13 protein-coding genes and 1 pseudogene are annotated in these 15,832 nt (G+C 67.2%); 5 read left to right on the top strand and 9 right to left on the bottom strand.

Going from position 1 to position 15,832, the window contains the following annotated elements:
- Positions 1-10 precede the first annotated feature (10 nt).
- From GEV27_RS08965 to GEV27_RS08935, 7 genes are all read right to left on the bottom strand, one after another.
- Complete coding sequence (locus GEV27_RS08965; protein ID WP_153652854.1) at positions 11-319, bottom strand: hypothetical protein; 309 nt, start codon at positions 317-319, stop codon at positions 11-13.
- 66 nt (positions 320-385) lie between these two features.
- A complete protein-coding gene (locus tag GEV27_RS08960) occupies positions 386-1,939 on the bottom strand; it encodes an AMP-binding protein (RefSeq protein WP_309222131.1) in 1,554 nt (517 codons plus the stop codon).
- Entirely contained in the window at positions 1,936-3,432 is a 1,497-nt protein-coding gene (locus GEV27_RS08955; RefSeq protein ID WP_309222130.1) for a long-chain fatty acid--CoA ligase, read from the bottom strand. The genes GEV27_RS08960 and GEV27_RS08955 overlap by 4 nt, the downstream gene beginning before the upstream one ends.
- 67 nt (positions 3,433-3,499) lie before the next feature.
- Positions 3,500-4,438 carry a hypothetical protein gene (locus GEV27_RS08950; protein ID WP_153934079.1) on the bottom strand — a complete coding sequence of 313 codons (939 nt, stop codon included), beginning with the start codon at positions 4,436-4,438 and terminating at the stop codon, positions 3,500-3,502.
- A gap of 11 nt (positions 4,439-4,449) precedes the next feature.
- On the bottom strand, positions 4,450-5,838 hold the full coding sequence (locus GEV27_RS08945; protein WP_194840032.1) for a phosphotransferase family protein: 1,389 nt from the start codon (positions 5,836-5,838) through the stop codon (positions 4,450-4,452).
- A gap of 40 nt (positions 5,839-5,878) precedes the next feature.
- Positions 5,879-6,751, bottom strand: coding sequence for an SDR family oxidoreductase (locus tag GEV27_RS08940; protein WP_153652858.1), 873 nt, complete (start codon positions 6,749-6,751; stop codon positions 5,879-5,881).
- Positions 6,748-7,503 (bottom strand): enoyl-CoA hydratase/isomerase family protein, encoded by a 756-nt coding sequence (locus tag GEV27_RS08935; protein ID WP_153934078.1) that lies wholly within the window; start codon positions 7,501-7,503, stop codon positions 6,748-6,750. Before GEV27_RS08935 ends, GEV27_RS08940 begins: the two co-directional genes overlap by 4 nt.
- Before the next feature lie 104 nt (positions 7,504-7,607).
- On the opposite strand from GEV27_RS08935, the gene GEV27_RS08930 reads away from it, so the two are divergent.
- Together GEV27_RS08930 and GEV27_RS08925 are read left to right on the top strand one after the other, a co-directional pair.
- Positions 7,608-8,777, top strand: coding sequence for an acyl-CoA dehydrogenase family protein (locus tag GEV27_RS08930; RefSeq protein ID WP_309222129.1), 1,170 nt, complete (start codon positions 7,608-7,610; stop codon positions 8,775-8,777).
- A gap of 4 nt (positions 8,778-8,781) precedes the next feature.
- On the top strand, positions 8,782-9,783 hold the full coding sequence (locus GEV27_RS08925; RefSeq protein ID WP_153934077.1) for an acyl-CoA dehydrogenase family protein: 1,002 nt from the start codon (positions 8,782-8,784) through the stop codon (positions 9,781-9,783).
- Between the two features lie 157 nt (positions 9,784-9,940).
- Here the strand turns inward: GEV27_RS08925 and GEV27_RS08920 are convergent, their stop codons facing one another.
- Positions 9,941-11,548, bottom strand: a complete 1,608-nt coding sequence (locus tag GEV27_RS08920) for an AMP-binding protein (protein WP_153934076.1) — start codon at positions 11,546-11,548, stop codon at positions 9,941-9,943.
- 157 nt (positions 11,549-11,705) lie between these two features.
- Between GEV27_RS08920 and GEV27_RS18305 the strand changes: the two are divergent.
- The 3 genes and pseudogenes from GEV27_RS18305 to GEV27_RS08910 form a co-directional block, all read left to right on the top strand.
- Positions 11,706-12,275: pseudogene (locus tag GEV27_RS18305) on the top strand (phosphotransferase); the annotation flags it as partial.
- A gap of 274 nt (positions 12,276-12,549) precedes the next feature.
- Positions 12,550-13,026 (top strand): hypothetical protein, encoded by a 477-nt coding sequence (locus tag GEV27_RS17775; protein WP_228765137.1) that lies wholly within the window; start codon positions 12,550-12,552, stop codon positions 13,024-13,026.
- Positions 13,023-14,582, top strand: coding sequence for an ABC transporter substrate-binding protein (locus GEV27_RS08910; protein ID WP_153934075.1), 1,560 nt, complete (start codon positions 13,023-13,025; stop codon positions 14,580-14,582). Before GEV27_RS17775 ends, GEV27_RS08910 begins: the two co-directional genes overlap by 4 nt.
- Before the next feature lie 63 nt (positions 14,583-14,645).
- On the opposite strand, the gene GEV27_RS08905 is transcribed toward GEV27_RS08910, so the two are convergent.
- Positions 14,646-15,827, bottom strand: coding sequence for a thiolase family protein (locus tag GEV27_RS08905; protein WP_153652863.1), 1,182 nt, complete (start codon positions 15,825-15,827; stop codon positions 14,646-14,648).
- Positions 15,828-15,832: the final 5 nt, after the last annotated feature.

Genomic DNA, 15,832 nt, shown 5'->3' with positions numbered 1-15,832 from the left:
GGCGCGCTCCTCAGTCCGACGACGGCAGGGGCTTGGCAGTCTTGATCGTCAGCGCGACGCCGTCGACCGACAACGAGGCCTCTCCCGCCTTGGTGGCGAGCAGCTCGATGCTGCCCGTCTCGTCGACATAGCGCTTGCCGAGCTGCGTGCCGCCCATGTGCGCCGGATCGGCCTCCCCTGAGCTCGCCGCTCCCGTCTTGGCGTCGTACATCTCCACGCCGCCGCATGCGACAGCGACGTCGGCATCGGGCGCTTTGACGACGATGACCGTCGTGGTGTCGACCGCACTCGACAGGGTCTGTCCAACACTCAGCTTCACGATGACTCCACAACTAGATTCTCGGAAATTACTGCTAATGACTATATCAGTGAACTGTTACCGAAACTAGCGTCTGAGCTCGTTCCGAAGGTCTACTTTCCTGATCTTCCCAGCAGCCGTCCGGGGCAGCTCCTGAACGATCCGGACGAGCTCCGGCGTCTTGGCCTTCGCGATGCCGGCGGCGGCGCAATGGGCGGCCAGATCTGACAGCTCGAGGCTCTTGCCGTCCCGCACGATGACGAAGGCAGCCACCCGCTCGCCAAGTCGTTCGTCGGGGGCACCGACCACCGCGACATCTGCGACGTCGGGGTGCGTCGCCAGGACGTCCTCGACCTCCTTCGACGAGATGTTCTCGCCGCCTCGCACGATGATGTCCTTCTTGCGGTCCGTGACGGTCAGATAACCCTCCTGGTCGAGGGTTCCGATGTCGCCGGTGATGAACCACCCGCCCTCGAGGAACGCCTCGGCGTCGAGCGAGGTGTCGCGGTATCCGACGAACAGCTCGGCGCCGCGGGTGACGATGTTGCCGGCCTCGCCAGGAGCAACGTCAACCCCGTTGTCGTCGACGATACGCAGCTCGTTGCCGGCAATCGCCGGACCGTCGGTGTTGGCACGGCGGTCGAGGGAGTCCTCGATCCGCCCCACCGTCACCGTGGGATGCTCGCTCGAGCCGTAGCAGCGATAAGCCACCACACCGGCTCGATCGGCCCGCTCGATCAGTGAAGGAGAGACGCTGGCACCGCCGACGAGGAACTCCTTGAGGGTCTCGAGGGCGGCCTCGCCGTTGTCCTTCGCGTCGAGAAGCCCGCTCAGATGCACGGGCGCCCCCGACGTGAAGGTCACGCGATGCTCGTCGATCAGACGGGCGGCGGTCGCCAGGTCCCAGACATCCATCGTGACCGTCGGCGCGCCCTTGACGAGAACGCGTAGCAGTCCGAGCAGCCCGGCCACATGGCCCGACGGGAAGACCGCAAGGGTCGACGATCCTGCAGCCGATGCGCTCGCGGACGAGTCCGACCACACCTCGGCCAGCAGCGACTCATGACTGTGCTGGACGCCCTTCGGGTCCGCCGTGGTCCCCGAGGTGTAGACGAGCATCGCGATCGACCGGGGATCAAGGACCGGCATCGACCACGGCTTGGCCAACGGGCCGATCAGATCGTCCCAGGACAGCGCTCCCGCCGGCACGTTGTCGCCGATGACGACGACCTGCTCGAGATCGGGCAAGGATCCCATCGCCGGGAGCATGTCCGGATAGTAGCGACCTCGCCACTCGCCGGGGATGACCAAGACCCGGGCGCGTGATTCTCGAACGATGAACTCGACCTCACGGCGCTCGTAGATCTGCACGATCGGCAGGACCACGGCGCCCACGAGAGCAGCCGCAGTCTGCAGGACCGCGCCCTCGTACCAATTCGGCAGCTGGACCGCCACCACATCGCCGGCCCCGACCCCGAGGCCTTGCAGCGCACCTGCGGCCAGCTTGGCCTCCTCGACCAGCTCGCCGACCGTCGTGGCATGCGGCCGCACCTCGCTCGCGACAACGAAGCGCGTGGCGCCGAATTGCGCGGCGCCGTCCAGCACAGCCCCGGCGAGCGTCGCCGACCTGACGGCGGTCACGCGGACTTGCCCAGCAGCATCGAGTGCTGAACGGCGTCGAGGAGATCGACGCGGCTCACCTTCGACGACGGCGTGCGCGGGAGCTCGTCGAGCACCACGACGTGCACCGGCACCTCGTACGGCATCAAGAACTCGCGGCACAGAGCGATGAGCTCCTCAGGTGCGGGCCGCAACGCCCCGGGGACCAGCTCGACACCTGCGACGGGAACATGCCCCAAGCGGTCGTCGGGGAATGGAGCGACCGATGCCTCCCGCACCGAGGGGTGCCGCTCGAGCACCTGGGCGACCTCGGTCGGCTGCACCTTGAATCCACCTCGGACGATCGCATCATCGGCGCGACCGACGATGAAGACGAATCCGTCGGCGTCGACGCGGGCCAGATCGCTCGTGCGAACCCACGTCCCGCTTCCCGCCGACGACTGGGCGCTGCGCACTTCGAGCAGTCCCGTCTCTCCTACCGGCAGCGCGTCACCGTCCGGGCCGACGACCTGCAGGTCGACCCCCGGCATGGCTCGGCCCGCACTTCCCGACTTGCTCGCCCACCACTTCTGGTGCATCGGGAGGGTCCAGGCCGCGATCGCCCCGGCGAACTCGGTCGCCCCATAGGTCATCAGCACGCGGATGCCGTACTTGTCGAAGAAGGCATCTGCCAGGTCCGGCGGGCAGAAGGTCGTTCCGCTGGTCACGACCTGGAGGCTCGACAGCTTCTCCACGGGAACATCGGCGTCAAGGACAGCACGCAGCGCGCCCGGGACCAGGCCAGCCGCTCGCGGCCGATGCCGCTCGACGGAGTCGACCCACTGATCGAGGACGAACCGGTGCATGAGCACGATCTTGCGACCGGAGTAGAGCGCCGAGACCGCGCCCCACAGTCCGCCGATGTGCACCAAGGGCGTATAGACCAGGCTGACGCCGTTGCGGAAGAGCACATCAGGCTTGGGCTCCGGAACGCTGGTCTCAAGGGATCGGTCGAACTGTCGATCGCTGAGTCGCACCCGCTTGGGTGGTCCGGTCGTCCCCGAGGTCAGCATCTCGATCGCGGTGTCGGGGCTCGCGGTCGACGTCGAACCGATCGAGGCACCGCTGACGCTCACACGGCCAGTGGGATCCAGCTCGATGACGTGACCGACCTTCTCGATCGACTCACGGATGCCAGGACGCGCGAGCATCTCCGTCGAGACCACGACGAACGGGACGTCGCTGCGCTCGATGTCGGCAGACAGCCGCTCGGGGGGCTGCAAGGGACTGAGGGTCACGAGACAGCGTCGCGTTGCCATCAGGCCCAGCATGGCCCCGACGTGCTCGGGCCGGTTCTCCAGCACGATCCCGACCCGTGTGCCCTCACCGAATGAGTGCTCATGCAGGATCGCGTCGATGGCTCGCGACACCGATTGGAGCAAACCCCACGAGACCCACCGGCCCTCGAACTCGATGGCCGGCGCCCCTTCCGGGGCCTCGTCGAGCAGTTGCGCGAAACGACTGCGAAATCCCACAACATCTCCTTCAGCAAAATAACTCAAGTATACCAAAGAGTTATCTATTAGATGGATGAATTCGTGGCTATCGGCCGCGGGCGGCTCGCCACTGCTTCATGGACCACACGTCTTGGTCCTCGCCATGCACCTCGCGTCCGTCGACCTGCCAGCGCATGACCGAGTTGACGCACACATTCGTCGCGCCCGCCAGCACCATCCTGCTGCGCGCCTCGCCCGTGACCGAGACCCGATTGCCCTGCTCGTCGGCGGCATCGATCGTCATCGCGGTGACCCAGCCCTCTGCCGGGTCACGGTCGACCGTTCGCTGCCCGGAGACCAGCCTCGAGACCTTGCCGTCTCGACGCAGGTAGCCCGCGTACACCTCGTCGACGCCGTCGACGGGACGCGAGAAGGCCAGCACCGACACGTCACGATCGGCCAGCCAGGTGTAGCCGATCCGGGGGTAGCCGCGTTCGGTACGCGGCCCCCACGAGCGGTCGCGCATCGCGAAGCAGTCGACGTCGACCCGTTCGCCGTCCAGGACCAGATGGCCCGTGACGTGGCCGGTCTGGTCGAAGTGCGAAGCCGTGGGATACGGCGGAGCGCCCGCGCGCAGCGGCACGGGAGGCTCGAGACCCTCGAATCGAAGCTGGACGCTCGTCCCGTCACGATCGGTGTGAGCCAGGTCGTAGACCATCCCCGACTCGATCGTGGTGATCGTGATGCCATTGGGCAGCGCCACCCGGTCCGGGCCGACCTCCGTGGGAGGCTTGAGCCACGAGAAGTACTCGTAGAACGGCAGATCCGCCGGCTGGGTCGCGGTGTCGTCCCAGACGAACAGCCCTCCGGTGCTCACGCCGGCGTTCTGCCGGACGCCCGAGTAGAGCCAGGCGCCCATCGCGCGCTCGGGGACGAAGAAGGAGAACCAGAACGTCTCGTTCTCGTAGAAGTTGTCGGTGACGCCGTGCAGCGCGTCATCGGCCGGTTGGAAGTGCTGATCCCAGTCCGTCGTCAGGTGGTCCATGCGAGATCCCTTCAGCTGAGCGGGTCGAAGTGACGGTCGGCGAGCACGCCCATCGCAGGCCGCATGATCTGCGTCTGACGGATGGACTGACTCTGGAAGAACGCCACCGCCGCGGCGGCGTCGATCGTGTCGTCGGACAGCGCGCGCACCAGTGCCGCCGATCCCTCCACGACCGAGCCAGGACGTGAGCCGAGGACGGACTCGAGATCGTCGAGGTCGCGAGAGGCCGCGGGATCGGCCAGCCTGTCCGCCTCGCGCAGATACTTCAGGATGCGCGCAAGGCCCTTGCTGCGCTGGATCACGAACGGATCCTCGCTGCGGGGCACGATGATCTGCGAGATCTGGGCCAGGGCCGCGTCGTACAGCCACTCCTGAGACGTCGCCGGGGCCTCGATCGCTTCGGGCGTCGACAGCGTGAGCCCCAAGACGTCGGCCATGGCCTCGATGAACAACCGCCGGTGCAGCGCGCCGTAGATCAGCGAGTTCCCGATCTCCGAGAGCGGACTGGCGTTGCCGACCTTGTTGTGGCCGAGGATCAGGATGCGCAGCTCCGCGAACACGCGGTAGTAGCGGATCCGGTCAAGATCGATCTCGCGACCGCTCGCCGCGGCATAGTCACGAAGGCGATCGGGCATGTGCGTGAAGGGCTCCTGGACCGCGCGCACCGTGAGCCAGGCCAGGTCGTCGTGCGGATCGCCGAGATGCGCCAGCTCCCAGTCGAGGACGGCCGTCACCCGGCCGTCCTCGTACAGGAAGTTGCCCGGCCCTGTGTCGCCCTGCACCAGGACGACCGGCCCCGCGACGTCGGGGACGTTCTTGCGAAGCCACACCAGGCCGAGCTCGATCAGCGGGTCGGCCGGGGCGACGCCCGCCCGGTAGAGCTCGGTCCAGCGCTCGATCTCGTCGACGACCACGTCGCGGAGATCGCGATCAGGATCCGTGCGATCGCCCGGCAGGTCGACGCCGTGGAGGTCCACCGCGTGCAGGCCCGCGAGGATCGTCATGAACTCGCGCGCGATGGCGAGCCGCTGCTCCTCGTCCCGCAGCTGGGAGAACCAGGCCTTGCCGGGCACCCGCGACGAGACGATCGCCTGCTCGACCGGGTGCACCGCATAGATCTTCGGCACGGGAACTGCGGAGTCCTGGAGCGCGAGGAAGTACTTGGCCTCGTCCTGGAGCGTGAAGGGATCGCCGGCGGCCTCGCGGTCGGTGCGGTCGTACCGCAGGAACAGCTCGCGCACCTGGCCGTCGGGCGTCTCGACGTCGACGTACCACGCCTCTCGCCGTCCTCCACCCGGCTGACGGTCGGCGTAGGTGATCTTGCCGCCCAGGGACTCCTCGACCCAGGAGAGGATGTCCGCGCTGAGATCGGTCGACTGCTGTTCTTCGGTATGCGTCACGGGTTCGGGTTCCTCAAGTCGTAGCGGGATGGATCGGGTCTCAGAGAGTCTCGGGGTGGGCGATCTGTTCGTGAAGTGGCACGAAGAGCGGCATCCGCAGGCCCCTACGCAACCAGTTCGCACCGTCGAGCACCAGCGTGTGGCCACTGAGGTAGGTCGCGTACGGCGAGCACATGAACGTCGCGGCCCAGCCCAGCTCGTGCAGCTCACCGACCCGTCCGGCGGGGATCCGCTCAGCGGGGTCGATCGAGCCGGCGTTGCGCAGCGCGAGCAGGGCCGTGGGATGGTCATCGTGCGGGAACGTGCCGGGAGCCAGGCAGTTGACGCGGATGCCGAAGGGTGCCCACTCGACGGCAAGGCTCTGGGTCAGATTGGTCACGCCGGCCTTCGCGGCGGCAGACGGCGACGTGCCCGGTCCGCCGGTCCACGAGTACGTCGCGCCGATGTTGAGGATGCTCGCGGGACGTCCCGCCGCCTTGGCTCGCCGCGCGAGCTCGGTGCTGCAGATGAAGGTGCCGTCCAGGACGATTCCCGTCACGGCGCGCCAGCCGTTGATCGACAGCTCCTCGGCCGGGACCTGGAAGTTCCCGGCCGCGTTGTTGATCAGGACGTCGATGGGGCCGAGCTCGGACTCGACCAGGTCGAAGGCGGCCGCAACCTGTTCCGGCTCCCGCACATCGACCTCGACGCCGAGACCTCGTCCGCCGACCGCCTCGATCGCGGCCACGCCGGACGCTCGATGCTCCTCGCGGCGGCTCGCGATCGCGACCGACGCACCGAGGCGGGCGAACTCGACCGCCATGGCCTTGCCGAGTCCGGTGCCTCCGCCGGTGACGAACACGACCTGCCCGGCGTACGTCCCTGCGGGCAGCGCTGTGGCGCCGAGAGCCGGCGGTTTCGGCAGACCGGTCATCGTGCGGCCGCCTGTCGCTTCTGCTTGAGCTCGAGATACTCCGGGCTTCCGAACAGCGCCACCTGCGCGAGCAGCTCGGCTCGGATGCCCGTGTGCAGCGCGGTGTGCCACATCTCGTCGACCACCTGCTTGATGCTGCCGAGCGCGAGCTCTCCGTGCTGGGCGATCTCGTGGGCGAGGGAACGAGCGGTGTCGTCGAGGTCTTCGGGCGCGACGAGCTCGTCGACCATGCCCCAGGCCAGCGCCTGCTCGCCCCCGATGCGCCGGCCCGTCATCAGCATGAGCTTGGCGCGCGACGGGCCCGCGAGCACGGTCGCGAACGCCGCACCGCCGGTGTCGGTCATGAGCCCGTAGCCGATCTCGGGGAACGCCATCTGCAGATCCGTCGAGGCGATCCGGATGTCGGCCGCCAGCGCCATCTCGAGGCCACCGCCCAGGACGTTGCCCTTGAGTGCAGCGATCACCGGCTTGGGGCAGTCGACCTGCGCGAGCCGAGAATCCTGGTGCCGCCGCACGAAGGAGAAGTCGGACTCGCCCTCGACTCGACGGCCCAGCTGTGCGGTGTCGCGGCCCGAGCAGAACGAGCGGCCCTCCCCCCTCAGCAGGATGACCGAGACATCCTTGCTGCCGGCCGCTTCTCGGAAGGCAGCACCGTAGGCCGCACCCGTTGCGTCGTCCACCGCATTGTGTCGCTCGGGCCGGTTGAGCGAGATGATGCACACTCCCCCGTCCATCTCGGTGGATACGGTCATCACTTCTCCTCACTCGGTCGGCGATCCATGCGAACCGCTAGGTCATCATCGCACGCAATGCTTAAATGAGATAGATCGTCTACCTATAACTGGTTGGAGAAGTCGTGGACCTGCTGCTGCCCCGCGAGATGGCCGACTTCCGCGAGGAGGTGCGCACCTGGCTAGCCGAGAACGTCCCACGCACGCCGCGTCCGCCGGTCAGCACCGAGGCACGCGACTTCGACCTGGCCTGGCAGCGCACGCAGTTCGAGGGCGGATGGGCCGGCATCAACTGGCCGAAGGAGTACGGCGGCCGCGGACTGTCCCTGCTCGAGCAGATGATCTGGTACGAGGAGATGGCGTGGGCGGAGGCACCGTACATCGGCGTGTGCTTCGTGGGCATCAATCACGCAGGGCCCACGCTCATCGCCCGTGCGAACGAGGAGCTCAAGGCATTCCACCTGCCCAAGATCCTCAAGGGCGAGAAGGTCTGGTGCCAGGGCTTCTCAGAGCCCGGAGCCGGCAGCGACCTGGCCGGGCTCTCGCTACGCGGCGAGATCGACGGCGACCACCTCGTGGTCAACGGCCAGAAGACCTGGACCAGCTACGCCCAGTTCGCCGACTTCCAGGAACTCCTGATCAGGACCAGCCGCGCCGACAAGCGCCACCACGGGATCACCTGGGCCGTGTGCGACATGCACGCCCCCGGCATCACGGTGCGTCCCATCGAGCTCCTCACGGGCGAGCCCGAGGTGTGCGATGTGTTCTATGACGATGTCCGAATCCCACTGTCGAACGTCGTGGGCGAGGTCGACGACGGCTGGAGCGTTGCGATGTCGACGCTGTCGTTCGAACGCGGCACGGGCTTCATGAAGGACCAGGTCGAGGCGTCCCGACGCATCGACCGGCTGATCGAGGAGGCCCGCACCAGGGTCGACCGTCGTGGCCGCACGCGTATCGACGATGACGCGATCGCCGATCGGCTCGCGACCGCGCGGGCCGAGGCGGCAGCGCTGTCGGCCATGAGCCTCGCGAACATCACCAGGAACGCCCGCAGCACGCAGCCCGGTCCGGAGGGATCCATGCTGAGGCTGTTCTTCGGCGAGCTCGACCAGCGTGTCAAGAAGCTCGCGGTCGACATCCTCGGCGCCGAGGCGGCGGAGCGATTCGGGGGTCCGGCAGATCCGTCGAAGGTCTGGCATCGCAGCTTTGCGGGGACGATCGCGGCCGGCAGCAAGGACATCCAGCGCAACATCATCGGCGAGCGGGTCCTCGGCCTGCCGAAGGGAAAGTGACTTCATGGATCTTCTTCTGGATGCACAGCAGGCCGCCATCGCCGACACGGCGCGACATCTGATCGAGAAGTCAGCCCCCCGGGATCGCTTGCGCGATCTTGCCGACGACCAGCCGGTGACGGACACGGAGTTCTGGGCGACGGCTGCGCAGAACGGCTTCTTCTCCCTCGATCTCCCCGAGGAGCTGGGCGGCACCGGACTCGGTCTGGCCGAAGTGACGCTGGTCTTCCGCGAGATCGGACGCGGCCTGGTTCCGGGCCCCTTCCTGGGCACGGCGCTCGCGCTGCAGATCGCACGTGCGGCCGGCCGGCTCGACCTCGTCGAGGAGATCTCCACCGGTGGGCGGCCGGTGGGCCTCATCGAACGCATCGGCGACGGCCTCTTCCGCACGCTCGATGCTGGCGAGGCAACCACATGGGTCGTCGCCGACGGCACCAGCGCCCTCTACGAGAGCTCCGCAGTCTCCACGGTCGAGACCAAGGAGTGCGTCGATCCCGGATCGCGGCTGGCACATCTGCGCATCACGGGCGAGCCCTTCGTCGAAGTCGCCCTCGCGGAGCTCGACGGCAATGCGTATCTGTCGATCCTGGTCGCGGCGATGCTCTCGGGAAGCGCCGAGGCGACGTGCGCCATGAGCGCCTCGTACACCGCGGTGCGGGAGCAGTTCGGCGTCCCGATCGGCTCGTTCCAGGCCGTGAAGCACCGCTGCGCCGACATGGCTGTCCGCGCCGAGGCAGCAACCCAGCTCGTGACCCTGGCGGCCCTGGCGCATGGCGGCGGCCGCAGCGACGAGGTCCTGCTCGGACATGCCGCCTTGTCGATCGGGCGCGACCACGCGATCAGGAATGCGGGCGACAACATCCAGAATCACGGAGGCTTGGGACTGACGACCGAGCAGGACGCTTCGCTGTACCTGAAGCGCACCCAGGTCTGGAGCACGATCGGCAGCCCGCCTGCGGAGCTGCGCGAGGCGATTCTGGCCGCGCCGTCCGAGCGACCAGCCTGATTCGTGGACACCAACAACCAATCAGTGCCGTCCGTCCTCGACTGCTGATGGGCACACCGGACTAGATGGAGGGTGGCCGCACCGCCCACGAGAAGCGCACCCCGCAGTGGGAATCTCAGGTCAGCCGCGACTGGCCCCCCGGCTGGTAGCCATCGATCTACGGTGTCGAGAGCCGTTCGCGAAGGGCGAACTTCTGCACCTTGCCCGACGGCGTGCGCGGCAGGTCCGTGACGACCTCGATCCGCTCCGGCGCCTTCTGCGGGGCGATGCCGGCCTCGGCGAACATCGACCGGATCTCCTCGACGTCCAGCGAATCGCCTTCACCGAGCAGGACGAAGGCCGCGACGCGCTCGCCGTACTTCGGGTCGGGCTCGGCGACGACCGCGGCCTCGAGCACTCGCGGATGGGTCGCCATGAGGTCCTCGACCTCCTTCGAGGCGATGTTCTCTCCGCCCCGGATGATGATGTCCTTCAACCGGTCGGTCACCGTGAGCCGGCCTCGGTCGTCGAGCCGGCCGATGTCGCCCGTGCGAAACCACCCGCCCGGCAGGAACGACTCGAGATTGAGGCTCTCGTCGTGATAGCCCACGAACTGCATCGGACCGCGCGTGACGATCTCCCCCTCCTCACCGATGGCCACGTCCTCACCCGACAGGTCGACGATCTTCAGCTCGTGGGAGAACCTGACGTGTCCGTCCGTGCGCGAACGCGTCCAGCGGTCGGCCTGCGGGCTCGACGACGCACTCGTGGGATGCTCGGTGCTGCCGTAGGCGCGGCCGACCGAGATCCCGGCGCGCTCGGCCCGGTCGACCAGCTCGGGCGGCACATTCGCCCCGCCCACCTGGATGTACCGCAGGCTTGAGATGTCGGCGCCTGTGCTGGCGGCAGCCTCGAGGATGGCCGCGACGTGCAACGGCGTGCCGCTCGTGCCCACGCAGCTGAACTCCTCGATCAGCTGGACCGCCGCGACGGCGTCCCATCGATCCATGAGAACGACCCCGGGCCCGCCGATCAGTCCCCCGCACACGCCGATCAGACCCGCGATGTGCCCCGCCGGCCACGGCACCAACTTGTTCTCGCCCGGTCCGCACTCGAGCATCGGGCCGATCGTCGCCATCTCCGCGAGCAGGGAGTTGTGGGTGTGCTGGACGCCCTTCGGATTGCTGGTCGTCCCCGACGTGTAGATGATCGTGCACACATCGTCGGCCGAGATCTCGACCTCTCGATATTGTCCGGACGTGATCATGTCGTCCCAGCGGATGCTGGTCTCGGTCGAGCCCTCTCCGAGCATGATCACGTGCTCGAGCGCCGACACGTCCTCGAGCCTGGCCACGCGTTCGAGGTAGTCGATCGAGCGCCACCGGTCGGGCAGGATCAGCGCCTTCGCCCCGGATTCGCGAAGGATGAACGAGACCTCGCGCGGACCGTAGATGTGCGTGATCGGCACGATCGTCAGCCCGGCCAGGTAGGCCCCGAAGTACGACGTGACCAGCTCGGGCCGGTTGGAGACCTGGATCGCGACCGTGTCGCCCGGCCGCAGGCCCAGCGCCTGGAGGCCACCCGCGACGCAACGGCTCTGCTCGAGCGCCTCGACGAACGTCATCGAGATCCGCTCGGCCTCGGTCGCGAAGACATAGCCCTGCCCGGGGAACTTCTCAGCCGCAACGGCCAGCTGCTCGCCGATCGTGCGCGTCGAGAAGTGCCCCTCGCGGTACCACCGCTCGCGCTGCTCTGCGATGTCGTCCGAGAACTGCTGTTTCGTCACGCTCACTGGAGTTTCCCGTCGTCGGCGCTCGATGGCTCGGGTGTTGTACAGATCACACTGTGCCTGTTATGGTCCGCTAAATCAATGCACTGATTGAGATGAGAAGTCCTTGACCATTCCTTCAGTAGACGACGTCGGAGCAGTAGTCGCCCGCGAGATGGGCGTGAACGTCCTGGACATCAGACGGCAGACCCGATGGCGCCCCACCTGGTTCGTCGAGGCCGAGAAGGACGGCATGCGTCACGATGTGGTCGTTCGCGGCGATCGGGCCGACACTCAGGCGTACCCGCTCCAGCACGAGATGGCCTTCCACCGCATCCTTCACGACAACGGCGTCAAGGTGCCCGAGCTGTACGGATATCTGCCGGAGATCGACGCGCTGATCCTCGAGCTCGTCCCGGGCAGACCCGACTTCGGCGGCGTCTCGGAGGCAGACCGCGACGTGATCGTCGATGAGTACCTGCAGGAGCTCGTCAAGGTCCATCAGCTCCCGATCGAGCCTTTCACCCAGGCAGGCATCATTCGCGCGGCTGCCGGCGAGGACCCCGCGCTCGTCCACCGCTCGCGGATGATCAAGAACTGGCGCGCCAAGAAGGCCGCGCCCGATCCGTTCACGGAGTTCTGCCTCGGCTGGATGCGACGGCACCCTCCCCGTTCCGACGGCCGTGAGGCGCCCATCATCTGCGACACCGGCCAGTTCCACCACGATCGGGGACATCTGACGGCGGTGCTCGACCTCGAGTTCGGCCACATCGGCGATCCTCTGATCGACCTGGCCGTGTGGCGCATGCGCGACACGCTCATCCCGTTCGGTGACTTCGCCACGCTCTATGCGCGCTACGAGGAGCTGTCCGGGACGATCGTCGACCTGGAGATGATCAAGCGCCACACGTTCGCGAGCACTCTGGGCAATCAGCTGATGTTCGGACCGGCGGTGGCCGATCCGGTCAGCGACACCGACTTGATGAACAACATGCAGTGGAACAGCGAGACCAATCTCCATGCGACGGGAGACCCTTGCCGAGCTGCTCGACATCGAGCTGCCCACCGTCACCGCGCCCGAGCCGCGGATCACCCGACAGGACAAGACCTTCGCCCATCTGGTCGAGTCCCTCAAGGTCGACACCGACGACTACCTGCTCAAGCACGATCTGCGTCTGGCCTTCCGCATGGCCCGCCACCTGCAACGCGCCCACGAGATCGGCGACCAGATCATCGAGGACGATCTCGACGATCTGCACGCGCTGCTCGGCCGGCGACCCGCCACCTTCGCCGAGGGCGATGCGGCACTCGAGGAATTCGTGCTCGCCGACGCCGCGGACGGCCGGCACGACGAGGCTCTCATCAAGCTCTTCCACCGCCGGAACCTCCGGGTCCACCTCCAGCTGGGACCGGCCGGCTCCAGCATGGCCACGCACCTACCGATGCGGCCCTTCCCCGCAGCCGTCGCAGCGCCATCTGAAAGGAATCATCCATGAGAAGATCGTCCACCCCACTCACGATGCTTGTCGCGGCTGCGATGCTGGCACTCGCAGCATGCAGCGGCGGCTCGACTGATGAAGCATCCCCGGCCAGCGAGGACGTCGACCGCAACGGCACCCTCAAGGTCGCGATGAACTATCCGCCCTATCCCCTCGACCCGCACAAGGCCGCCTCGACGCAGGCCTCGTTCCCGTTCACGACGCTGGTCTACGACAACCTGACCCGGATGGGGCCGGACCTCCAGCTCGAGTCGATGCTGGCCACGAAGTGGGAGTTCAGCGACGACAACAGGTCGGTCACCTTCACGCTGCGCGATGACGTCACCTTCTCCGACGGGGAGAAGCTCGATGCGAACGCCGTCAAGCTGAGCATGGAGCGCGCGATGAACCTGCCCGACTCGACGGTTGCGGTGTTCTTCCCGATGGTCGAGTCGATCGAGGTCGTCGACGCCCAGAACATCAAGTTCAACACCAACCGATCGGCCGCAGATCTCCCATACGTCCTGTCAGGCGCCGAAGGCGGCATCGTCAGCCCGGCAGCCATCGACAACGACGACCTCGACGTCAAGCCGGTCGGGTCCGGCGCATATGTGCTCGACAAGTTCACGTCCGGCCAGAACGCGTCGTTCAACCGGCGTGAGGACTACTGGGACAAGGAGGCCGCACCCGCGAAGCGCATCGAGATGACCGGCATCGTCTCGAATGCGACCCGCATCAACGCGATGCGGTCGGGCCAGTACGACATGTCGGTCAACAAGCTCGACCAGGTCAAGCAGCTCGACGCACTCCCGAAGAAGTTCACCACGACGTACTACCGGCCCGCCGTGACCTATGCGTTCATCTTCAACACCGGCAGCGAGAAGGTGTCCGATCTCAGGGTTCGACAGGCGCTGAACCATGCAGTCGACCGGGAGGCCATCAACACCTCGCTTCTCGGCGGCAAGTGCGAGCCCACGACGCAGCCACTGCCCGAGGTGTACGAAGGGCATCTCGAGAAGTCGCCCGTCGACTACACCTACGATCCCCAGAAGGCGAGGGCCATGCTCAAGGATGCCGGTGTCGCCGACGGGCTGAAGCTGGTCGCAGTGGTGGGAGCCAACATCTCCCCCGAGACCAGCATCGCCGAGACCCTGCAGGCCCAGTTCAAGGAGGTCGGTGTCGATCTCGAGGTCCGGGAGCTCGCAGGCACCCAGCTGTACCCCGCATGGGCAGACGGCGCCGCCGACGGCTTCGTCAGCGTCAAGCCGACCCAGCCCAACGGTGCGATGACACTGGCCAACCAGTACCTCAACCCGGCACGCTTCCCCGGTGGGACGCCGCCCGAGTTCGGTGAGGCGGTCAACAAGGCCTACGACCCGAAGCTCAGCGACGAGGAGCGTGTCGCGACGCTCGAGGCTGCGTCCAGGATCACGGTCGAGCAGGCGTTCGACGTCAACATCTGCGCGCTGCCGACGGTCATCGCGGCCAGTGACAAGGTGGTCGGTGCGGACACGATGGGACGGTCGGGCTTCGTCGGCATTCCCGATCTTCGCTACGTCGGCGTCACCAAGTAGTCCAGCTGAAAACGGCGAGGCGCCCGATCCGGAACTGTCGGATCGGGCGCCTTCTTCGTTCTTCTAGGCGGAGACGCGGATCGCCATCGCGCTGCCCATCCCGCCACCTGCACACATCGAGGCGATGGCGACTCCGCCGCCGCGACGTCGGAGCTCGTTGATCAGTGACGTGATCATCCGCGCACCGGTCGCGGCGACCGGATGTCCGAGGCTGCAGCCACTCCCCTGCACGTTGACCCGCTCGGGGTCGAGGCCGAGCATCTTGGTCGTCGCAACAGCCACGGTGGCAAAGGCCTCATTGATCTCCCACAGGTCCACATCGGCGACCGTGAGCCCCGTGCGCTCGAGCAGCTTCTGGATGGCCGGCACGGGTGCCGTGCCTGTGAGGCTCGGATCCACGCCCACGCTGGCCCAGCCGAGGATCGTCGCCAGCGGTTCGACGCCGTGCTCGGCGGCGAGCTCGGCCGAGGTCACGACGACGGCTGCGGCGGCGTCGTTGACACCGCTGGAGTTTCCGGCGGTCACGTTGAATCCGTCGATCTCCGGGTGCAGCGGCTTGAGATTCGCCAGCGCGTCGAGCGAGGAGGAACGTCGAGGGTGCTCGTCGACCTCGAACACGCTGACCGAGCCATCGCGTGCGGTGACCTTGACCGGCACGATCTCGTCGACGAAGTGTCCCTCGTCGATCGAGCGGATGGCCCGTTGATGCGACCGCAAGGCCCAGGCGTCGGCTTCCTCCCGGGTGATGCCGGCGGACTTGGCCGCACTCCATCCGACCGTGATGGTCATGTCCCGGTTGGGGGCGTCAGGAGTCGAGACGTGCGTGGGTGACATCCACGGGTCCTCCCACTCGTCGTCGGTACCGGGCGTGCGGCGCTTCGAGACCGGCGCGGTCGAGCTGGACTGCACTCCCCCGGCAACCACCGCGCGATCCATCCCGGCGGCAACGCTGCCCGCAGCCATCGCGATGCTGCTGAGGCCCGAGGCGCAGTGACGGTTGAGCGCGACACCGGGCACATCGGTCAGTCCGGCCTCAAGAGCCGCATAGCGGGCGATCGCTCCGCCACCGGCGAGGACCTCGCCCAAGATGACGTCGTCGAAGACCTCGACGGGCAGCTTCGACCTGCGGACGGCCTCGGAGACGATCAGCGGTGCCAGCTCGAACGCCGTCGTGTCGCGCAGAGTCCCCTTCCGGGCGGTTCCGATGGCGGTGCGGCAAGCAGCGAGGATGACGGGTTGGGACATGGGTG

Origin of the sequence: Aeromicrobium sp. S22 (assembly GCF_009661045.1) — a bacterium.
Lineage (GTDB): Bacteria > Actinomycetota > Actinomycetes > Propionibacteriales > Nocardioidaceae > Aeromicrobium > Aeromicrobium yanjiei.
Note: the sequence above shows the minus strand (reverse complement) of the source record. Positions and strands in the feature narration are given on the sequence as shown.